Here is a 22,774-nt window from a genome sequence, read left to right as displayed (position 1 = left end):
GACGTGGTGCTGGCACCTGTTAATTCAATGACCGAGTACAGCGTAGCCCGTTGCTCGATAAAGACCCTCTGAATGAACTGGCAACCATGAGCCCAGTTTTGGGTCGCATAACTATACCTGTCGGTGAAACATTGGATTTCAATGACGGCCAGATCTCATCCAAACGTTCTGTTCGTAGTTCTTGATACGGCGCGGGCACGAACCGTCCTCCCGGGTCTTGAGTCCGGATTGATGCCGACAGTGTCACGTATAGCTGATGAAGGGACTACGTTCAGCGACGCCACGGCCACCGCACCGTGGACACTCCCCTCTCATGCTGGGATGTTCACTGGAAAGTATACGTCGTCACATGGGGTCCACGCTGGCAACCACCGATTCGAACCGGACTCTGGCTCACTTGCATCCCAACTCTCCGACGCGGGGTATCGAACAGCAGGCATCTCCGGAAACGTCTGGATAAGCCCGGAATTTGGATTTGATGATGGCTTCGACGAGTTCTCGATGAAATGGGATCTCTTCTGGGACGCTCCAGAACTCTCGAGTGTCATCAGTGACCGGAACACAACCGCGACAGGGGACTCTCTGTTAAGTGTATTTAAAGGGCAAGGCCCCGTAGATTTACTCAAGGGCGCGGCTACAACCGGATACGCGAAGTTCTTCGCAGGCCGTCGGGACGACGGTGCGCGCCACACTACGTCTCGGACAATTAACTGGTTGAAAGAAGAAGCGCAGAAAGATCGTCCGTTCTTCTATTTCTTAAACTATATTGAGCCTCACCTTCCATATGAGCCACCTGCCTCGTTTATTGACGAGTATTTGCCTGATGATATTGATCAATCGCGTGTCTCGGACCTCGATCAAAACCCGTGGCAGTATGTTGCTGGAGACCAGGAACTGACGAAATCCGACATCAAATTATTCAAAGCATTGTACAAAGCGGAACTGGCCTATTTGGATACGCAATTGAAACGGCTCTATGACACGCTTATCGACCTAGATATTCTTGAGGAAACTGCTGTCATTCTGGTCGGTGACCACGGAGAAAACATCGGGGAATACGGGCTAATGGATCACCAATACTGCCTCTACGAGACGTTGGTTCACGTTCCACTCTTCGTTCGGTATCCAGAGCTCTTTGATGAGGATGATGTTACCGGGCCTGTCGAAGTCCGTGACCTGTATCCGACCATTATAGACCTCGCGGACGCTGCCGCCCCAACCGACCCCGCCGTCTCGACGCATAGCTTAGTCCCACAAAACGGGGCTGTCCCTACACGGGATCGAGCTATCGCTGAGTATCTTGTCCCACAACCGTCGATGGATGCGCTCCGGGAATCAGTGTCATCGTTCGACCGAGCAGCGACGCGGTTTGACCGTCCGCTTCGGGCACTCAAGACTACGGACTGGAAGATCATCGAGGCACCGGAGAAAACCGAATTGTACAACCGTCACGAGGACCCTGCCGAACAGGATGACGTAACGTCTATGAATCCCGAGGTCTCCGAACGTCTCAGGATGGAACTTCGAGCCGAACTTGGTCGACTCTCCCGTGGGTCGTCGAACGATGACACTATCAGCACGGACAGTAAGGCCCGTCTCGAAGAACTAGGATATCTCCAGTGACACTCGCCTACTGCGACTCTCTCGGGAAACGGGTTAATTGTACTCCCTTGCATAACGACTGTCGCTTCCGAACCAACTCGCTAAACACACCATGACAAGGACGCGAAATATAAACGACCCACTCGTGAGTGTGGTCCTTCCGACGTACAAACGCCCAGATAACCTCCGGAACGCAGTTAAGAGCGTTCACAACCAAACATATGATCGCATTGAGTTGATTGTGGTCGATGATCACTCACCGACTCCGGCGAGGGACACTCTCGATTCCTTCACTCACAGTGATACAAACGTAGAGATCATCAGACACAATGAAAACAGAGGTGCAAACGAGGCCCGGAACACCGGTATACGCGAATCGAACGGCGAGTACATCGCTTTCCTCGATGACGATGACGACTGGGACCCGGTGAAAATCGAGAAGCAAGTAGAAGCGTTCCGTGAGGCAGGTCCGGAGGTCGGCGTTGTCTACACCGGTTCCAAGTACGTGTATGACGACTATGAGCGGACAGTTGTATTCTCTCTTGAGGGGCAAGTCACCGAACAAATCCTTCGCGGCAGGTCTCTCGGTGAATTTACGACAATTATGGTCCGCCGTGATGTCATCAGAGCAGCCGGCCTCCCTGATACGGACTTTCCGAGCTGGCAGGATCGAGACTGGCTCCTCCGCCTGTCTTGTCACTGTGAATTTAAACCGGTGTCGGAGCCACTCACGACCCGTCGTCGTGTGACGGAAGATTCCCGAATCAGCGATAATTTTGAGGAGAAGCGGGACATCTCCTACCCATTATTCGTTGAGAAACATAGAGAATTAGCCGCGGAGTACGGGTGGCGATGTGAGCGCGCATTCATGGCCGCAACGACCGAATCTCTCGGACAGGAAGCGCTGAAGAACGGTTACTACAGCGATGCCAGAAAGTACCTTCTTAAGTCGTTGCGATACCAGCCTCTTGACAGATCGAGGCTCGTGTACTCGGCCGTCGCGTGTGGCGGGAAACCTACATATGTGGCGGCACATACGATAGTCAGACTGCTCCATCGCTGTAGAACGAATACGATACACAAGTAGGAATTGACTATGACAATCCATCGGCAGCTTTTATCGCCAGCAGTCGAGATTCGCGATTAAACTAGTTAAATGACTGACTACTTTCTCGATTAATGGGCATCTTACTTTCCTTCCGATAGTCTTCTGATTGGTCACTATGGATTTGGATGTCGAGAATGTCCTCATCTACGTCGACGACGCTGTCAGATATGACACGATAGCAGACACCCTGTCTTCTTTCGGACCTACGCACAAAACTATCGCAGCATCGACTCACACCCCAACATCTTTCGGGAGTCTGCTGACGGGACTGCTACCCCCCCGAAGCGGGATCCACAGCTTCAAGCACACAGTGCCACACGATGTGCGCTCTGTCTTCGACATAGATACACACGAGACGTCAATGGGAGCCAAAGGGGGGATGAACGACGGCATTGCAGACATCTTCAACTCCCCGTCGCGAACGACTATCGAGGAAGCAAACCCACCGTTCGTCCATGTGGTCCGCCGTCCTGGTGGGCACGCACCGTACAACGGGTTCGAGTGGGATCAGTACGAGTACGCAAGCGAGACGGCTGATGAGTACTTTGAGAGAATTTCGACCCAACCGGTACAAGCACAAACTGATTATAAGCAGGGTGTAGAGCGCTCTTTCGAAGAATTCCAACGGGTTCTTGATGTCTTGGACGAACGCGGTCTCGCAGATGACACCCTAGTGGTGTATACGAGCGACCACGGCGAACTGCTCGGTGAATACGGCTTCTTCGGGCACACACATGCTGCCACACCTGAAGTCGTCTACGTCCCGACGACGTTCATTCACCCCGATCTTGAGCCCGAAAACGTCGATGATCTCTTTCACCATGTGGATTTGGTTCCGACTATCGCAGACGCAATGAGACATGATATCGACATCGGACAGACAGACGGATTCATCGATGGTGGTGACCGAGAAACTGGATACAATCACCTCCGTCACATTCGGTACGGCACTCTTGCCGATCCAATTGAGCGTCTTATCCAGTTAACCGGTGGATTTGAGCGAACTATCCAGAGCATCTGGGACGATGACGGCGGACACGTATTCGTTGAAGGATCACAGATTACCGCTTCGTTAGTTTACTTGGTCTTATTATTACAGAAACCGTTCGGGAAGCAAGTTCGGTACAAGAACAACATCGTCGATTCGTACAAGATGTTCACTCCCGGACACGAGTCCTACGGCTTACCAGGGTTTGACAAGCAGGAGGCCCGTTCGAAGATTGATTCGATTCTTGCGAGGAAAGCTGCCAACACTGAACGCGATATCGACGACGCCACAGTTGAACACCTAGAAGAAATGGGATACATCTAATCGATGGGTGGCTTAGGATACGCCCAGTAAACGTCTCATATTTTTATTGTTGGACAATTTCTTAACGAGCATCATGGATGAACACACAGCGAACCATGAGTATAATCGTCCACCTCGGGGCACCCAAGATTGGGGTGCATTACTGAATGATAACTTTTCCCGCATAGATGCCGATGTCGAAATCCGAGATACCGAAGAGAACCGCAGCCAATATACTCCCAAGCCAGGAGCGAAGTACCTCGCAACCGACACTGGACAAGTTTATTTCGGTGACGGGGACAACTGGCAGCAGCGCGCCTCTGTAAACGTTGTTCGAGACGGTTTTATTCGGACAGCTGATGGAACAGTAATAGCTCCACCCGGTGAGGTTCAAGAAGCAATAAACGCTACTGCAACGAACTCTACTTTCGGTCAGAAACCTACACAAACGATTCGACTTATCTCCGGGCGTACTTATGATATATCTGATACTATCACGCTGAGGCCCGGCGTCAGGTTGGAGTGTAACGGCGCTAGAATCGTCCCATCCGGCGATTTCAACGTGTTTGAGCTACGGAGAGAGACAGAGCTGATCCGGCCGCATGTCGACACACAGAATATAAGTTGGGGGTCAATTCAGATTCTCATTGGCACCGAAGAATCCGATAAGCTAGAACCATCAAACCGTGCCTTGGTGCAGGATGCGTATCTGCTTGGGGAGCCGGGACGGGGAACGGGCCTTCAGTTTCGTGGCCAGAATGGCCCCTGTTCGATGCAAGAGGCTAATGGCGTAATTAATGGGTTTGATACCGCACTGGAGTTTTACGCGGCCGGAGGGGACACCAGTGGTCAGGGCGACTGGTCCAACGGCAACCACTTCGAGGGATCCATTCGGAACTATCGCGTCGGGATAAGTATGCGTTCCGAAGGCGCAGCGGTCAGTGGGAACACAGCTAGGGTACAAGCACAAGCCAACAGTAAGCGAAGTGAGTGGCTTCTGTGGATGCAGGACGACCCTAGAACCAACCGGGACAGTGAAAACTATCTGATGAAGGGCAACACCTTCTTCATATACCCCTGGGATGTCGATAATTACCAGGAAAACAATCCCTATGCCTCTAATGGCGAGAGGCGGTCCCCTGTGTGGTACCTCGGAAAAGGGACTCGCTACGGAAACTCGCTCTATGACTTTAGCGGACTGCTTGGAAACGAATTTATTGTCAACAACTCTGATAACCCTGACCGGAACGGAATCTTCACTGCCCACGGCGGGGAAGTCACCGGGACGACACAGCTCCGCTTTGATCCTGCATACAGCCGAAACAACAGCAGAAGATGGCACCCGGATTCTGAGAATAACTGAAACCGAGTGTTTCTGATATACGGCGTTCGTTGTCAGTTACGTGATTCGTGATGCCAGTTCCGGCTGTCGTTGCGTTGGTAGGTTGGTGGCTGACTCCATTCCGAAGTCCCTGTTACATGTCCACCGTGGCCAGTGAGGATACCGTTCCTATCGGGCGTATCCGCGTTATTGACGATATACTGGTTGCCCATTAGGCCCCCGAAGGCGTACATCGAGTTCGCGTACTGCTTGCCCTTCCCAATGTACCAAACGGGGGGTTTTCGATCACTGCTGTCATAATACGGATTCTTCTCGTAATTGATATTGTCCCAAGACTTCACCATCATAGCATTGCCCTTCTTTACGTAAGAGCTATCCCCGCGCTGGGAGCTAGAGCGGGGGTCGTCTTCCATATGCCAGAGCCACTTACTGACTCGTGGATTCGGTTGTGCTTGTAGTCGGAAAGAGTTCCCGGTAACGGCTGCCCCTTCCGAACGCATCGAAACACCAATTTCGTAGTTTCGGATGGACCCCTCGAAGTGGTTGCCGTTGGACCAGTCGCCCTGACCACTGGTATCGCCGCCGGCTGCGTACAGATCTACTGCACGCTTGAACCCGTTAATTGTCCCTGTTGCCCACTGCATTGAACAAGGGCCCCCGCTTCCGCCGCGGAACTGAAGACCTGTTCCAGCGCCTTTATCGCCCATGAGGTACGCATCTCGGACCCAAGCACGATTGGCGACTTCGAGTTTTGCTGCGTCGTCAGCACCGACGACAATCTGGGTTGAGCTCCAGCCTTGGTTCCGTGAGTCAATGTGCGGTTCAATGAGCTGGCTCTCACGGTACATCTCGATTACGTTGAAATCGCCGGACGGGACGATTCTAGCGCCGTTACACTCTAGCCTGACCCCGCGCCGCAATTTAATTGTATCCGAGATAGTGTAGTTTTCGCCTGAAACTAACCGGACTGTCTGTGTTGGCCTTTTACCCCATTCAGCCCCGTTTGCAGCGTCGTCGATTGCAGATTGGACATCTCCAGGTGACGCGATTATCGTCCCGTCATCGGCGGTCTTGGACCCCGTAGACGACGGTGTTATGTCCCCGATAGGATTCCAGACGTCCCCGTCGCCGAGATACACTGTACCGGTATCCGTCGCGAGGAATTTAGAACCAGCGTTCGGTTCGTACTGTTCTATATTGGATTCTGCATCCCGAATCTCGACCTCTTTGTCGAGTTTATTGAAATTTTCGTTAAGCGGTACGTGCCAATCGAGCGTGCCCTCTGCGGGTGTATTGTATCGTTTTGCCATTGTTATCTTGTGTTACTGGGTACCCCCGTACCCACCCATACCGTAGCCTTCGCTGCCGAAGTCGTCAGTACCTGACTCAGTCGCCGTCTCAGTTTCCGTCGGCGTCGCGGTTTCTGTTTCCGTCGCGGTTTCTGTTTCCGTCGGCGTCGCGGTTTCGGTTTCCGTCCCATCGGCCTCACTGAACTCAAACCAGTTGAAGTCGATCCCCGAACCGACTGCCTTGATTTGGATGACGTGCTCGCCACCGGAATCGACCGTCACGTCAGAGAGCGTTGCCGTCTCCCAAGTGGTCCATCCACCCGTGTTCGGGACATCGACTGTTCCGATCTGCTCACCGTCAAGCGAAATCTGGAGTTTTCGGTCGGATCGCGTTGTCGCGACACGGACGTCGATGTCGTACGCTCCGGTCGGCACATCAACGGTATACTCCAGCCACTCGCTGTCTTCGAAGTAACCGATATTGTACTCGCCGGAGACGTCTTGGGTCTCTCGGATATCGACGTCGGAGTCGCGGTAGCCGAGACTGTACTCGTTGCCGGTGGTCGTATCGTAGTACGACACACCCTTGCCGCCGAGGTCGTATTTCTGTGCCTGAACCCGGCCAGGGAGTGTCGGAACGTCACTGAGCGGCTGGTTACCGGCGACGGTAAACTCTGCCCAGTTGAAATCGATCCCAGAGCCGACGGCTTCGACTCGGAGGACTTGCTGTCCGTCGGCGTCGATAGTCACGTCCTCCAGCGTCGCCGTCTCCCACGTCGTCCAACCGCCTGTGTTGGGCACGTCGACGGTACCTAACTCTTTGTCGCCGAGAGAGAACCGGAGTTGCCTATTATCCCGTGTTGTTGCGACGCGGACCTTGAGATTGTACTGTCCCGGCGAAACATCAGCTGAGTATTCGAGCCATTCGCCGTCCTCGAAGTAGCCGACGTTGTACGCTCCGGAGTCGTCTTGGGTCTCTCGGAGGTCGACATCGGTGTCACGATAATTGGTATCGTATTCGTTTCCGGATGTCGTATCCGAGTACGCGATCCCCTTGCCGCCGGTGTCGTAGTTTTGAGCCTCGATGTGTCCGGGGATCGCCGCAGGCGTCCCGTTGTACGGCTTCTGAACTTCGATTTTATCGAACTCGATCCAGTTGAACTCAACGCCGGAATCCAGTGCCTCAACGCGAAGCGTCGTTTGCTGCTCGGAATTGATCTCGATGTCTTCTATCGTGACTGTCTCCCATGAGGTCCAGTCGCCGGTGTTTGGGACATCGATAGTCGCCAGGGTTTGGTCCCCGAGTGACAGTTCAAGCTGTCCGTTCGAGAGTGCTGATGCCACCCGGACTCTGATATCGTAGGTCCCGGGGGAAACATCGATGGTGTACTCCAACCACTCCCCGGCCTGGAAGTAGCCGACATTGTACTTTCCGGACTCGTCTTCCGTCGTCCGGATGTCGACATCACTATCACGGATAGCGGAGCCGTAGATGTTCCCACCAGACGTATCGTGGTATGCCTTGCCTTCGCCGCCGATATCGAAGTTTTGCGCCTGAATCCGTCCGGGGATCGATTTGACTGTCCCCTCGTACGGTGACTGAGACTGTGTCGTACTGTCCGTCGAGATGTTCAACGAGTAATCGCCACCGGTTCGACTGACATCCATGACTTGCAGATAGTGTGTGCCACTAGTTGAGAGGGATTCTGGGAGAAACACCGGTGCATTTGAACTCGCGTATGCTTGTGACAGGAGCTTACCGTCGGGGTTGAATACACCGAGAGCGGTTGCGCCCGTCTCAGAATCAGGGATGAATTTGATCGTTACGTCTTCGCTATCGGGCTTGAATGCAAAGAGATCGGACGACCCTGACGATAGTGTCGTCGAGAGAGGGGAGTCAATGCTGAGACTGCTGACCGAATTCAACATATTCGTGTCTTCGGCTACCTTCGAAACATCGATCGCAGTGAGTTGCGTCGTAACTGCAGGCTCACCACCATACCCGAATTTTGCTGCCGATCCACCTGTAGTAGGACCAACTTTACCGGTACAACCTGCGAGGGAAGCAGCGGCGACACCTGCTATTTTCATGCACGTGCGGCGGTCTATGACGGTTGTTCCCGTCTTGTTCTTATCATCTCGCGACAGCTCGTCGCTGTCGTGCGAGCGATTCTGTTCTTTGTAGGTCACACTCCGGTAATCCCTATTTACTATTTTATTCGTTGTTACGAAATGGGGTCTCAACAGGCTAGTTTGATTCTCAAGCAATCATTTCTTGCATACCAAAAAGCTAAAGCAAATTAATAATGAACATGACGATCAAATAATCAGAATCAGATAGGTATGATCAGACTATCGTATATTTCGAGATTTAAGCAAAGGCTATTGTCTGTGCTGTCTCTGGGCATGACTATCTCTGTTACTGGTCTAAATATCGCCTAGGGGTCTCGGTTACTGAATTCCGTCACTGATGAAAGGTACCTGAATAGTCTAGTCAGTTCACGTAGCCAAGATGCTCAAGCCGCTGGCGAGCGGCTTCTTCGTCGTGATCTGTAGTCGCTGATTCACCGGAATTCTCAGCAATGATTTCGGGCCGGTCTCCGGATTCATACGTTAACCAGGGAACCGTCACCAGTTCCTCGGAGTATATCCCCTGCGGATGGCCGTATTCGCGGATCGGTATCGGTAACCCACGTTTACCGATAACCTGCCCGTGGTCGGCGCTGACCACCGTTTTCCCCGAAAACTCATCAAAGAGTCGCTCAACCTCGGGAAGTACCACGTCGAGATTCTCCTTAAACGCCCGCTTGACAACAGCGTCGGAAACGTTTAACTCGCCGCTAAGAAGCTTGTACCACTCGAAATCGAGTCGGCCGAGATCGAAATGCTCCTGACCGGTCGGTCCAAGGAACGGATAGTGTGGCTGGAGGTAATGGACTAACAGTCGCTTGTTGGGGTAGCGCTCTTTCGCTTCGATAGCGGCCTCGGTCATCGTTTTCGGAAGGACAGTTCGGTACTGCTCGTCCCAGCCGTCCTCATTCCAGACGTTGATTACATCGTGTAACTGCGTCTTTATCTTGCTTCGGTGCCTGTGAAGCATCGGACTCCCCGTCACATACACCGTGTCGAGGAGTTCCCGTCCGTCGAAATTCGCTTTGAGAAACTCTTTTGTGGCTGATGCCCTGGACTGCACTGGTTCGAGTTCGCCCGGGAGCGAACTCTGCTCTGCGAACATGTCGTATCGGCAGGCATCTAAAATGAGGAGGTGATCCCAGTCTCTGGCAAAAATATCGATTCCATCTCGGTTGTACGTCCATGTCCGTAACCGCCTGTGGTACAGCCGGTTGACCTCCTGCAAAATTTTGTGTGGGTTGTCAAGTCCGTGTTTTAGTGACTCCAGCGTGTACATCTTTAATTGACCATCTGTCGGTATACGTATTGTTATATCGAGCAAAACTGATTCGTTCTCTCCGCCAACTCCCTTCGATAATTCGGCAGTCGGCCACACCGCTTTGATCCACTGCCGAACCGGTCTAATAGGCCTCAAAATCAAAATTATGCAATACTGTGAAAATGACGATACTGTGATAATGAGACCAGAGTAGACTGTGACTCACTGTTTATAAGACCTAACGTTTCATGCCTCCGAGATTGCTACGAGTTGGTTCCTATACGCTGCTATCGTTCTGCGGTCGGGTCTTCGACTCCGACTCGACACCGACGTTGGAGGGACTCCTTTTGATCTGCCAGACACGATAGTGAGATGATGGTATCGCTGTTCAGGAGAGATGTTTGAAACGAAATGTGGTCGCCCACCGCAATCCCACTGTAGAGCGCTCTTGATATCCGGTATTCCACCGACCCGGTCCGGCTAAACACTTTGAGACTACCGTTGTGGTGGTTTACTGTGACGTGGAAACGTATCGAGTCGTACGTCTCCCGTAGCGAGGTTGCAACCTCAGGTGATATCTTTGCTGGTGACTGCCCAAGCTGTCCCTCGTGTTCGGATGAAACGGTTGTTCCGTCATCGTCAGTGACGGCGATCTCAGTCGTCTCCCCCCCGGCGATGCCGACGAACCGCTTTTGTACTATCTCACCCTGATTGACGAGCAGCAACTGATCTAACCACCGCCCGCCCTGTAAAAACGGGACGACGCCAGCAAGCACTGTTCGTCGCTTCATCGTGCTCCACTCCTCTGTTCGCCAGGTCGATTGATTTGGATTGTCTGTCTCATTTTGATCACGCCAACGCGTCGAATATCGATTCGAGGTTCTGCTTGACTTCCCAATTGAAACTAAACATGAGGGCCAGAGCCAGAGCTACATAAACTCCGATACCCACGAGAATTAACAGGACAAACTTCAATACCGGCGCATTAAGTGCCACAGTCTGATGGACGTAGGTCACTGCGGCTGCCATCCCAAGACTCGCCGTCAGTGGATACGAGACCTCTCTGAGGACCCGAACTGGAGACGCCCCGACAGTCCGGGAAATAAGATAGGTGTCGATCGGCATCATCGGGAAAATGTAGATGCCCGTAATGATGGCTGCGGTGCCCTCGATGCCATACATCATCGTGGCTGGGTAGATGAATATTGCAATGAGGGCTACACGCACAGCAGAGAGTTTAGCGATATAGTCGGGTCGTCCGACTGCTTTCCAGACCGGTCCCATCGTCGCCCCCATCGAACGTAATAGCCCGTAGATAGCTAGTAACTGCAGCACTGGTATCATCGGCTGCCATTCAGGGGTAAAAAACGCCTCGACGAACGCGGGTGCGATTGCGGCGATACCCATTGCTGCTGGGAACGAGGCCAATGTGGTCATCCTGAGCGTCTGGAAGTATCCGGACCGTAGTTTCTCGACGTCGTTCTGCACTTTCGAATACGCCGAAAAGGTCACACTCGAGATTGTCTGCGTGATTTCTGTCGCCGGCGCGTTCGAGAGCCGGTAAGCGAGCTGGTAAAACCCCAATGCACTTGCCATGAGCGCCCAGCCGACAAACGCATCGTCCCCTCGACTGTATAGGAAATATAGGATCGAGTTGGCCGTGACCCACTTCCCGAAACTGTACCGTTTCTTCGCAACATCGACGTCAAACGACGGCCATGGACGGTATCCGTCTGCGATATACGAGACGAGGAATCGGGCTGCATCGCCGGCGATGTATCCGATTGCCAGTGCATAGACAGTTGGCTCATACAGAGCTATGCCTACAGTGACGACAAAGTACGCCACCGCGCCGCTGACTCTGTAGACGAACTCTTTGTGGAAGTCTAGGCTCTTCTGGAAATAGACGACAGCAGGGTTTCGTAACCCAACAATAAACGGCGAGAGGGCAATGACCCGAAACAGATCGGTCGCCGCAGGTTCGTTGAACAACGATGCCATAAACGGGGCCCCAAGGAACAGAATCACGGCGATTACGGTCCCCCTGGCTGTCTCGATTGTCCAAGCCGTGTTGAGTTCGTCGTCGACGTTGTCTTCCTCGGCCTGTATCAGAGCGGATTTGATCCCCAACTCTGAGAACTTCTTGAGCGAGGAGAGCGTTAACAGTGCGATCCCCATCAATCCGAATGCACGAGGGGACAACAGTGAAGCAACGATGACCAGCAATAGCAACTCTAACCCCCGTTCAGTGACGTTCATTACACCGACCCAAACGCCACTTTTCACAGCCTGCTCCATGACATCATCGCTGGCCGGGAGCAGTCGCTTTATCAACCGCTTCAGTTTATCTAACATTTTCTTCTAAACACCTTGACACGAATGTGGCGAGCCACAACACCAGGCTGACTGACGGACATCAGTTTGTCCTTCCAACTCAGTATTCCGTATTGCTGTGCCTGCATAGACTCTCCGTTAGTACAAGCTTTGGATACCATCTGTTTGTTATGGGCGGGGTAACTGAGGCGTAGCCGAGTTCTCAGGCTGTACTATGTTAGTCCCTACCAGTGTGTAACTGTTCGAATGTACTGGGATTTACTGATTGTCTGCAGTGAGTACTTGGCCGCTTTCGACCATCGACTCCAGCGGGTTGTCGTCAATCTCCAGCGGGAAATCGACTCGTCCGCACCGTCGAGCGGACTCCCAACAGCCGAATATAAGCTCCGTTGCCTGCAGTGCGTTGTCAGCTGAAAGTTCAGGCTCACGGCCTGTGATAAGTGCGTTGACGGTGTCCGCTATGGCACGGTCGATATAAGTTTCAGGTCTCGCATTTTCTACAGTGACTCCCGGTATTCGAGCGCTTATCTTCTGTTTTGCAGCATCGAATATTGTTTCGTTGGGGCCATGTACGTCCTCTCCATCAGTGCCGATCGTTGTCCAGCTTTTGCTAGTCCGGACCCGTAGCGGAACCTCGCCACCGATTTCGATCACTCCGTCTGAGCCCAGCAACCGCATATGACAGTCGACAATGCCACCGTCTCCTGTCGATGCGAGGCCGTTGACACCGTTCGTATACCGCCATTGCGCGATGGCCTGATTCTCGTTGTGGGCCCCAAACTGCACGTTTTCTTCGCTGTATTCGATCCCAGCCATCACCCATTTCGACATCGTCTGGTCAGTGAAGTACCCACAGAGATCAAACAGGTGTGACCCGTAATCAAATAGATTTTTTCCACCGAGTTCGATTCGCTCTAACGAGCCTATTTTTCCGTTTTCAAGCAGCGACTTTGCCTCCCGGAACGGCTTTCCGAACCGCCGTTGATGATTGAAAGTGAGTTGGATGCCGGCCCGCTTACAGGCTGATGCCATCTTCTGACAGTCTTCCCATCTCGTTGCCATCGGCTTTTCGCAGTGGATGGCGTCCATCACCCCGCTTTCCGCACACGTCATCACGACAGGTGCGTGGATGTGGGGCGGAACGCAGACACTGACAATGTCGGGCTCGACAGCAGTGAGCATCTTCTCAGTGTCCGTGTAGACGTTTCCGTCCGGGATATCCCATTTTTCTCCGAAACTTTTTGCGTTTTCCGGGATGACGTCGGCACAGGCGGTAAGTTCACATGAATCTAACCGCCTGTATGCGCCTGCGTGTCTATATGCCATTGCGAACCCGTCGGTACCCGGATCGTCCGGATCTGCACCAGTCCCAATGACTGCGACAGTGTAAGTCATCGATGGAAGGTGGGATAGTAGCCTCAATAGTAGTAACCTCGTACCGATTCACTCAGACAGTCCACACTGACTGGTTGGTCCCTCAATGCGACCGTGACAATATATCTGAAACTTTGGTCTCCTTCTATCAGAGAGGGTGTATGCAGCCATCTTGTGTTGTCTTAGAACACGCACAGTGTATTATATGACTTTTAACTACTGTGATCTTGGTGGATTCTAACCAGGACAACCAGACCACCAGCTAAGCATCTGTTCACTCGTGAACTGACCACGGTCGCTTCTTTATCGAATATATGAAGCCAGCTAATCACCTAGCGGTTAATTCCGGGATGCTCCTATTTGTATAGGAACTGGGCTTCTGTCCGAAGCATATAGTGACCAACACAGGATATGCTGCAGCAATGCTGGTGGTATGGACTGTTTACTAAAACGGTCTCCGTCGCTGGATTCTTGATAACGATGGACCAAACTCGTCGCCGACAAAGTGTAGCTGCGGTCGCGAGGGGGACTATCTCACTGTACTGATGTCTTCAGATGAAGAGACGAGGACTGTGGAGTCGGAGCAGGCGACTCGGCGGACCATTCTAGCCCTCGTTGCGTCTGGACTTTCGTTCGGAGCTGCAGTGCTTTTGAAGCGGGAGATATTCTATCGTGGGTACGGCGAAGATGGTTATGGTGAACAGGGATTCGGCGAGTAACTAATACAGAACCTTTCACGCCTCTCTAAGGAAATATTTGGGCCAGCAGCTGCTAGTTTGTCTAAATTCAGAACACTGAAGAGACCCAGGGAACGTTAGTCTGTCGGCTCCGCGGATTCGGAAGGTCGATCAATATTCGGTACTTCGCCTTTGTCCTCTTCGTAGTGGGCGTGGTTAAGGAATCCTCGAATACGCCCTGCTGTCTTTGCAATAGTACTGCCCGCTTCAATAACGGTAGCTACTGGCGTTATTCTGACGTAATTAAGCGGATCAAGGGCTCCACAGAAAATATTCTTGAGTTGCTCTGCTCGCGAGATATTACATTTTGACCAGTAGTACGGACTCTTTGTTTCGAGCTTATACTGTTTCTTCCAGTATTCAGTAATCGACGACGCGTACGGATGGTCAACGACGAGTTCGGGATCGTACCGAATATCAAATTCGGCTCTGACTCGTCTGGCGAGTTCCTTTTCCTCGTGACCCCACCCCATCTGTTCGTCCCATCCACCGACCGTCTTGAACACGTCCCTGTGAACGCCCATGTTACATCCCCAGAAGTGGTTGACGTAGCAAGGATCGTCTCCCCAGTCGTAATGCGTGGTGAAATGGCGAGCAAACACATCATCAACTGGGTGGATTGTTCGACCGGCGTATGCCGCCTCCGTTTCGAGGAGTTCATCCGCCTTTTGAAGATATCCTGGACGAGGGCGGGAATCATCATCGAGAAATACGATCTTGTCGGTTGAGGCTTGTCTGATCCCCTCATTTCGTGCTCTAGTCACAGGGCTCTCATCACATACGATAACCTCAAAGTCGTCGAAGGCGTGCTCTTTGAGGCACTCTATTGCTTCAATCTCATCACGCGGCTTCAATGTCGCAATAACAACACTGACCGATCCCATGTAATTTGTCTACGAAGTAGAACTCTCTTTCAAACCATTAGTATAGTCATCCTGTCATTAGTAGGTAACGCATTCTCCTGTTCTACCCTGGCATGGTCGCAATGACTGCCTGTACCCACGATATAACTCCATAAATGAACACTACAAACCCACCCATGGAAACCCAGCGTAGTCGTTTGTGATTTTTTGGGCGGACACCATCTGGATTGCTGAGTTCCACCGCAAACAGAAAGCCTGCGTAGCTGAGAAGGTAATACAATAACGGGTTCCAACGGCCGATAAATATCATCCCTCCCAACGTCGCCGATAGCCAGACGATGAAGACCCCCACAAACTGTCGAACCCATCTAGCGCACATACCCAATCAATACATGGCCTTCCTGTTTTGTTATGTCACTACTACGCGTACTATTGGAAGATGCTTTGAATCTGCTTACAGCGGCAGCCACCGTGTGTGGTACTGTCGGCGCACAATATCTAAACGGGAACTCCGTCGGTGAGTCATAAATATAAAAATGGACTAACAGAGGTTCGAAGCCAATGAACCAAATTGTATTGTGACCCACCATCAACTCATGGTACAGTTCGAAATAGAGTTGTATGTTCACGAGTTAAGAACCAGACGTACAGATGGCCCTAAGTGGACGGGCAGAAAACCCTGTACACGGGGGAGGACCCATATGTTATACCCCATATACCGCATCCTGTGGCAGATGTAAGAAGCATCCAACGCCAAAGCCGGTCCCCACGCTGTATAGTCTTTGTTCAGCTATCGGCGTAGATCTCGAAGTGAATCCGAGTGAATAACGATGAACTCTTCTTCACCGAGTTGTGACTCATGCTCCGGTAAAAATATCAACTGTGAATCGGTAGAAGACTTGACAACAGTTAGTTCTTCCATTTCGTAGCCTAGGTCCGATTCCCAGTCTGGATCTGTCGGTACGTCTTCCCACTCCTCTGAGGATATCATTCAGCCGTCACTCCATTCAAACGTCCCGGTCTTGACAAACTCAACCGGTTGTGTGTAAACCGCGCATTCTGCCCACGGCGCCATAGCTCTAATCTTAGATTAAGACAATCTTTAAACTGCCTCTCTACCGCGCTTACATCGAGCATATCTCGGAAAGGTGTAATTACTATATTAAAGATTGCGTCCTTATATACAGTATCTATGCACCATTTAGCATCTATTTACTTACCAATCTATCCTGCAACCTCTAACCCAACAATACGGTGAAAACAGACTCATCTACGGTAGTAGGATAAAATTACTCTGACGCTCAATAGAACTACACTGGGTGATGTCACTGCGTTGTGGTGGGGGAGCAAACGAACCGGGTACAGCCACAGGATTTACTATCGGATCAAGTTCATTCGGAGATTTTTGTATCAACATCTCTCCTGTATCTGAAACCCATATTATATATCACCCGTTACTCCCTTTTGCCGTGATCCTAACGTTCGAAGTTCTAAAGCGAAAATGTCTCTCTCAAAAGGTGCCACTACGTACTTTAACCCGCATTTATCACTTGAGTAAAAGGCTCAGCTACAGCTGGTCCCACGTAACTTTGGAGTGGTAAGCACCGCTATGCCGGAATAACACGACTATAACAATACACCCCTGCAAATAAGATACTGGTGGAGAGGGCAGTTACCCGACACCCACAACACCGGCCCAATCCTTACCACCCCCCTCAGGGACGCTCGTGCCCTGTATAGTCGCTGTCGACTCGGATCGCTCTCTCCACTTTGACAGTGAGCCGGAGCGGCTTCGGTCACACCGTCTTTTCCGGCTCACTCGATCTTGACTTTTTAGCTATGACGTGGACTCTAATCTTTTGCTAAGGCTTCGCTGATTCTCCTGACTAATTGTTGATACACTGCTAAACACTCATAAATTAAAACCAGGCCACTAGAAAGTCATTGATGTCCAGCAGACACAGCGCAACTGCATGCCAGAATTCGTGACTGAGAACCGGATAGTACGGTTGCATTCGGAGTCCTGATAAACACTCCTATAGCCGATATCTGGGTGAGTACTTCCGATAGTCGCAACATCTGAAAGGGTTTTACGACAAAATTCCGAACGCTCAACACTAGTATACTTCGAATATCGACAACTGGCAAGCGCTTAGAAGAAGCCGACTACCTCAAATATGAACTCAATTACTAAACTGTAACAGTTACACGTAGCGGTGTATGCCGGAACATATCTCCGACAGCGAAATGGAACGGATTTCGGAATTCGCGAGCACCCCGATGTACAAACGGTCGCCCGATCAGTTACTGCCGGACTGTGCCGCTGACGACGAAGAGTAACATTACCTTTGGGGGGTGTTTTCAGTCAGCACAGAGTTCAGCTCACGGCTCGCTGATATCAAACGTCTTGTCATTTTTTCCCCGCCGTCTAGAGACCGCGTGAGCAATAGAAAGCACGAGAAATGAACTAATGACGACTAGTCCGATAACCAACGGACTGATCGCACTGAGTGGCGGCACACCGACAATTGCTGCGAGGAGTAAAATGGCGTTCAACAGGGCTACGGCCCCATAGTACTGATACCATTTAGAATCACCATCACCATTGCTGATGAATGGTTCAACCTCTGGAGCATCCTCTCGAAGAGCTATCTCACCCGTATCGGCGTCGTACGTTATTAGCCCTGCTTCTTGAAGCTTCGGGGCATGGGTCTGATACAGCGAGACGTACACCCGCTTTCGCGCCTGCGAGGAGAGTTCTTCAACGGTTGTGTCGTTCTCCCACGCAGCCAACTCCTCAGCTAAGTCGGTTAGCTGGACCGGCTCCTTTTGCTGGCGTAGATAGTAAAGCGTATATCGACGCCTCGAGCTGCTGAGGATGTCGAACATTTGGTCGCGTGAGAGCTCTGGTTCTTCCTCTACCATCGGTTCGCTCATGACCCCGATTGCTGCATTGGTTTGTGTTCAGGCCGCGAGAGCCACATATATACACGAAACCCGGGGTACCGTTTTGTTACACCCCCGTTACCTTCTAATTCCTGAGTAAGAAATAGCTACTTGTCCTGTACACCGTATTCCCGTTCTTCGCTGACTGACCACAGTCTGTATATAATCCTTCAGTTTGTGATATCCGGAATCATTTGGCGTACTACATGACTCAATCACAACGATCTGCAATAAATAAAAATGAACTTGCATGTGAAAACGCAGTACAGTGTGTTATTGTTCGGCTCGGCACAAGCCTCTATTTCATTACTGTGAAACTCCGAACCTTTTCGTATTATTATAGATACATATATTAGTACTACGCTATCGAATACCAATGAGGATAGACACAAACTACATAACATCCTATTAATAATACATCGTGATTCTGCGGTATTGCCTCTGTTCCTTGATTCACTAAGTCGCTGACAAGCGATCTAGTGGTGACGGCCTAGAACCACCTCTGCAGACGTGATCGTAATCCGATGGGTAGTCTGAACTCATCTGTGTGAGATATAGGCCTATTGTGATCGGGCTGACGATGTACGACTGACAGAATTCTACCGGACCAATGATAGATAGACAAAAGAATCCTCTGTGGCTGTTATCCACGCTGACATATTTGAGTTATTTTGATCTGTAGCAGAAAATATTGTCAACTGATCGGGTTGAGCGCCTGATTGTTCGATGATCGCTCTACAAATTCGCTCATCTCCCTCTACGGCTTCAGTATTGCTCTCCTGCATCTTCTCCACGGCATGCTCTCTTACCAGAGGCTCCTCGTTATCCACTCACTTAACAACTAGTAGGAAGGTTTTAGCCGGTTACGTCGGCGTGATCTCGATGGTCTCGCTGTCTCGAACCCGAACGGTGTACCCACTGTATGTAAAACTAATCTGGATGTCGTCGTTGGTCTGCCCTGCAACAAGTGTATCGAGGGCATCCGGGTCGATCTGGTTGTACAACGGTGGAAGACTGGTTTCCGTTACGGATTCTTTGGCCGCTATAGCGGTCACAATCGCTTCACTCGGTGATTCGTACTGGTTTGCCCAAAAGACAGTTTCTGTCTCGTTCCACTCCAGACTCATTGTTCTATGTATGAACACACTCCCGTATCAGCATATACTCTATCAGACTAGCAAACTCAGATGATAGATGCTATCTATCTAGATGCTGGGTCGTTCCCCCTTCGCTAAACAACTGTTCTAGGAGCTTCCGGATAGCTACCCGAAGGTGGTGGCTGAACGTCGGCTGTGAAATATCGAGCGTATCGGCGATCTCTTGACCGGTCTTGTCACGGGGCGATTGATAGAATCCGCTATAAAAGGCTGCAAGCAGGACCTCGAATTGGCGGGGGGTTAGCTGTGCTGTTAATTCTGAGTGGAATGACTCACGAGTTTGGACACCACGTTCCCGCTTGTGGCGGCCCACGAGTTCGATATCCGGACATGAACGCCGTAATTCAGCTATGAGTTGCCGAATGTCGACCGTCTGTGGGACCTCGAGCTGAATCTCCAGAGTCTTACCGTTAGATTGGATTAATTGTGGGGCGCCTCCTTGTTCGGCGACTGTCAGTGCGAGCTGTGTACCCGATACTGTTGCTTCGAACAAGCTCGTGTCTTCTGTGTCAGTTAAACACTCTAATCGCTCGATCCGGGGGAGGGTGTCCAAACACGCTTGTAGGTCATCTGGTGAAGCGTCAGTGCTGAAAAACACGATACAACTGGTATCCCCCTGTGGGACGATACCCTCAAACGTGATTTCTGTATCAACGACGCCCGCGATCCGATGAATGATATCGTCGGATTCCGTTGCTTCTAGCTGGAGTTCGACAGCCCGATCCGCGACGAGCCCCTGCTTCGTTTCAATGCTGTTGATGGCGTATCCGACCGTTTCACTCACCTCTTCGAGTACTGACTGTGTCGGCAGATCGAAAACGTCCGGCGTTTTCGCGTACACAGTCAGGATGCCGTAGGAGAGTTGCTGATAGCTGAGTGGAATGCTGATGACTGACTGGAACCCCCGTTCCAGTAGCCGCCGTTGCCACCCTCTCCCCCTGAGCCCGTCCGCGATGTTGTTATTCAGCGTCTGTTCGTTAGTCCGGGCTGTCTGGACTGCTGGTGGAGGTGGTGTCTCATTGGAGGGCGTGCGGGATTCCTCCAGAAAGCCACGGTCGGTTCCTGCCCACGTCCGTGGTGTGACTCGGTCGGTATCGGATTCGTATTCCCCGATCCACGCAAACGAACAGATGTCGGATGCGACCAACTGGTCACATACTGCTTGCTCTATCTCTGAGCGACTGTCTGCCCTGAGCACTCGCTCGTGAATTTTCTGACTCAGCTCTGTCAACCGATTCATCTGCTCAAGCTGAACCGTCTGTTGCTCCAGGTCACGCTGCCTGTCTTCGAGTTCCGTCTCGTAGGTCAGCCTATCGAACGCCGTTCGAATCGTCGCCCCGAGTAGTTCGGTAATTCGACGGGTCTGGGTGTCGAACTCGCCGCCGATCGTGTCGCCCGCTCGAAGCACTCCATGGTCACCCAGCGGGACAAACACGGCCTTTCCGTCATTCATCGCGTCCTCGCCTGCTTTCGAGGCCGAGTTTCCGTCGAAAACGATAGTTTCCTCGGTGAAAAAGGCCGAACTCACGAAGCTATCACCGTCTGCTGGGATAGCTTGCTGCTCCTCACCCTCTGTGGCCGAAAGCGGGCGAAAGGTGTTCGTATCGCTGTCGAACGCGTACAGCACGACCTCAGGGAGACCGATGATATCACGGGTCCGCGAGACGACAATTTGGGCGGCTTCCTCCTCTGAAGTCACACCCAAGAGATCTGTCGCCGTTTCGTACAACTGTGTAAAACCCATCTCAGCCCGCTGTGTCTGTAGTTCGTTTCCTATCCACTTGCTCAGAAGGTCTACGAGTGTCACGTCCCAGTCTGAGAACTTTGCCCTGCCCGTCCCCGACCCATAGAAACAGAGCGTCCCGTATATGCTACCACCCACAGTCAGTGGCGTTCCGAGATACCGATTGACTTCGTCATCCCATATATGCTCTCGGTCAGCTTCGCCACATTCGGCATCGACGTCTGTCAGCACGACCGTCTCCTTGTTCGCGATAGCTTTCGCACAGGGGGTTTCCGACAACGGAACCGTTCCGCCTGAAAAAATCGTTTCGTCAGGTGTCTGGAGCACTTCGAAATCGTATTCCATCCCGTTGACGCGAGAGAGTGTCGCATACTCGGTTCCGAGCACGCTGCGACCGACTTGCATGAGGTCCGCTATCTGTTCCCGTAGTGCCCCGTCCCGCGCTGTGAACACTTCGGTGATTGTTCGTAGGACTTCTTCCCGCATTTCGAGTTCGGCACGCGTTGCGGTTGAATGGAGGCCATCGGCGACAATCTCCGCAAGCTCTGTCAGTACTGTCTGCTCCGCCTCGTCAAACGCGAAAGGCGTGTCCGCGTATATCGAAATCACACTCTGTACTGATCCCGTGTACTGGATCGGGAGAACGATCATCGACCGGAACCCGTACTCCGATGCGAGTTCGTGCCAGGGCTGGACAGACGATTCAGTCCGGATATCTGACGCTACTTGCTGCTCGCCGGTTTCGATCGCATGGCCGAGCGGCCCGTCATCGAAAACTGAGTGGCCATGGCGGGAGATCATCGCTTCAACGTATTCGAGTGCATCGCCACCACCCGCGGTTGGGACGATATCACCTGCTTCGTCTTTTTCGCCGATCCAAGCGAACTGGTAGGCATCCGAACTAGTCAGAATTTCACAGACAGCCTCTTTGATCTCATCGGCTGTTGACGCCCTCAACACTTGGCGATTTATTTCCCTGAATAGTGAATTAATCCGCGAGAGCCGCGCTGTTTCTCGGCGGAATCGGTGTGATTCCACTGCGTTCTCGATCCTGTTTGTGAGCACTGCGTACTGCTCTGGCCCGCCACCTTTGACGAAGTAATCGGTGACACCGGCTGAAACCGCTTCACTGGCGAGTTTTTCGCTTCCTTGGCCTGTCAACAGGATGAATGGGAGGTCACCGTTGGACTGTCGCACCGTCTCTACGAATTCAATCCCGTCGGCTTCGGGCATCTCGTAGTCACTGACGATACAGTCAATCGACTCGGAATCGAAGTAGCTGAGCGCATCCTCGACGTTTGCGGCCTCGATGACCTCGATACGGTTGTTCTCGTGTTCCAGCAGTTCCGCCGTGGTCTGTCGAAATTCTCCGTAGTCATCGACTAACAGAACCTTAATTTTCGAGGCTGCCGTTCCACTATCCGTTGGTGCCGGTCCAGTCTCACCGGCCAACTTCCGCATACTACACTACTTACGCGACAGTCCGTATAAACGTTTGACTTGGTTACAATGCTGCCATGGTTCCACGTCTGTTAGCAGTAACCGTCTCTGACGTGGAATTCGGTCTGCCCCCAAATTAGTAGATAGCTCATATTT

At 51.9% G+C, this 22,774-nt stretch carries 15 protein-coding genes; 4 read left to right on the top strand and 11 right to left on the bottom strand.

The window, feature by feature from the left end:
* Nucleotides 1-141 precede the first annotated feature (141 nt).
* From C444_RS20100 to C444_RS20085, 4 genes are all read left to right on the top strand, one after another.
* Nucleotides 142-1,623: a sulfatase-like hydrolase/transferase gene (locus C444_RS20100; RefSeq protein ID WP_049909666.1), complete on the top strand. Its 1,482-nt coding sequence runs from the start codon at nt 142-144 to the stop codon at nt 1,621-1,623.
* A gap of 91 nt (nt 1,624-1,714) precedes the next feature.
* A complete protein-coding gene (locus C444_RS20095) occupies nt 1,715-2,689 on the top strand; it encodes a glycosyltransferase family 2 protein (protein ID WP_004594944.1) in 975 nt (324 codons plus the stop codon).
* Nucleotides 2,690-2,825: 136 nt separating this feature from the next.
* Nucleotides 2,826-4,022, top strand: a complete 1,197-nt coding sequence (locus tag C444_RS20090) for a sulfatase-like hydrolase/transferase (protein ID WP_004594943.1) — start codon at nt 2,826-2,828, stop codon at nt 4,020-4,022.
* Between the two features lie 73 nt (nt 4,023-4,095).
* Nucleotides 4,096-5,364 carry a hypothetical protein gene (locus tag C444_RS20085; RefSeq protein ID WP_004594942.1) on the top strand — a complete coding sequence of 423 codons (1,269 nt, stop codon included), beginning with the start codon at nt 4,096-4,098 and terminating at the stop codon, nt 5,362-5,364.
* Nucleotides 5,365-5,396: 32 nt separating this feature from the next.
* On the opposite strand, the gene C444_RS20080 is transcribed toward C444_RS20085, so the two are convergent.
* From C444_RS20080 to C444_RS20035, 11 genes are all read right to left on the bottom strand, one after another.
* Nucleotides 5,397-6,653 carry a hypothetical protein gene (locus C444_RS20080; protein ID WP_004594941.1) on the bottom strand — a complete coding sequence of 419 codons (1,257 nt, stop codon included), beginning with the start codon at nt 6,651-6,653 and terminating at the stop codon, nt 5,397-5,399.
* 12 nt (nt 6,654-6,665) lie between these two features.
* Complete coding sequence (locus tag C444_RS20075; protein WP_004594940.1) at nt 6,666-8,300, bottom strand: carbohydrate-binding domain-containing protein; 1,635 nt, start codon at nt 8,298-8,300, stop codon at nt 6,666-6,668.
* Nucleotides 8,301-9,126: 826 nt separating this feature from the next.
* Nucleotides 9,127-10,041: a hypothetical protein gene (locus tag C444_RS20070; RefSeq protein ID WP_004594939.1), complete on the bottom strand. Its 915-nt coding sequence runs from the start codon at nt 10,039-10,041 to the stop codon at nt 9,127-9,129.
* A 269-nt stretch (nt 10,042-10,310) separates the two neighbouring features.
* Nucleotides 10,311-10,814 carry a hypothetical protein gene (locus C444_RS20065; RefSeq protein ID WP_004594938.1) on the bottom strand — a complete coding sequence of 168 codons (504 nt, stop codon included), beginning with the start codon at nt 10,812-10,814 and terminating at the stop codon, nt 10,311-10,313.
* A 58-nt stretch (nt 10,815-10,872) separates the two neighbouring features.
* On the bottom strand, nt 10,873-12,378 hold the full coding sequence (locus tag C444_RS20060; RefSeq protein WP_004594937.1) for a lipopolysaccharide biosynthesis protein: 1,506 nt from the start codon (nt 12,376-12,378) through the stop codon (nt 10,873-10,875).
* A 237-nt stretch (nt 12,379-12,615) separates the two neighbouring features.
* Nucleotides 12,616-13,752 carry a Gfo/Idh/MocA family protein gene (locus C444_RS20055; RefSeq protein WP_004594936.1) on the bottom strand — a complete coding sequence of 379 codons (1,137 nt, stop codon included), beginning with the start codon at nt 13,750-13,752 and terminating at the stop codon, nt 12,616-12,618.
* A gap of 793 nt (nt 13,753-14,545) precedes the next feature.
* Complete coding sequence (locus C444_RS21520) at nt 14,546-15,352, bottom strand: glycosyltransferase family 2 protein (protein WP_004594934.1); 807 nt, start codon at nt 15,350-15,352, stop codon at nt 14,546-14,548.
* A 2,361-nt stretch (nt 15,353-17,713) separates the two neighbouring features.
* Nucleotides 17,714-18,256 carry a DUF7344 domain-containing protein gene (locus C444_RS20045; protein ID WP_049909663.1) on the bottom strand — a complete coding sequence of 181 codons (543 nt, stop codon included), beginning with the start codon at nt 18,254-18,256 and terminating at the stop codon, nt 17,714-17,716.
* A gap of 620 nt (nt 18,257-18,876) precedes the next feature.
* A complete protein-coding gene (locus C444_RS21920; RefSeq protein ID WP_239641347.1) occupies nt 18,877-19,107 on the bottom strand; it encodes a DUF7511 domain-containing protein in 231 nt (76 codons plus the stop codon).
* A 33-nt stretch (nt 19,108-19,140) separates the two neighbouring features.
* Nucleotides 19,141-19,404 (bottom strand): HalOD1 output domain-containing protein, encoded by a 264-nt coding sequence (locus C444_RS20040; RefSeq protein ID WP_004594931.1) that lies wholly within the window; start codon nt 19,402-19,404, stop codon nt 19,141-19,143.
* Between the two features lie 70 nt (nt 19,405-19,474).
* On the bottom strand, nt 19,475-22,639 hold the full coding sequence (locus C444_RS20035) for a GAF domain-containing protein (protein ID WP_004594930.1): 3,165 nt from the start codon (nt 22,637-22,639) through the stop codon (nt 19,475-19,477).
* Between the last annotated feature and the right edge of the window lie 135 nt (nt 22,640-22,774).

The organism is Haloarcula japonica DSM 6131 (genome assembly GCF_000336635.1).
Taxonomy (GTDB): domain Archaea; phylum Halobacteriota; class Halobacteria; order Halobacteriales; family Haloarculaceae; genus Haloarcula; species Haloarcula japonica.
This window is presented reverse-complemented; position numbering and strand designations above follow the sequence as displayed.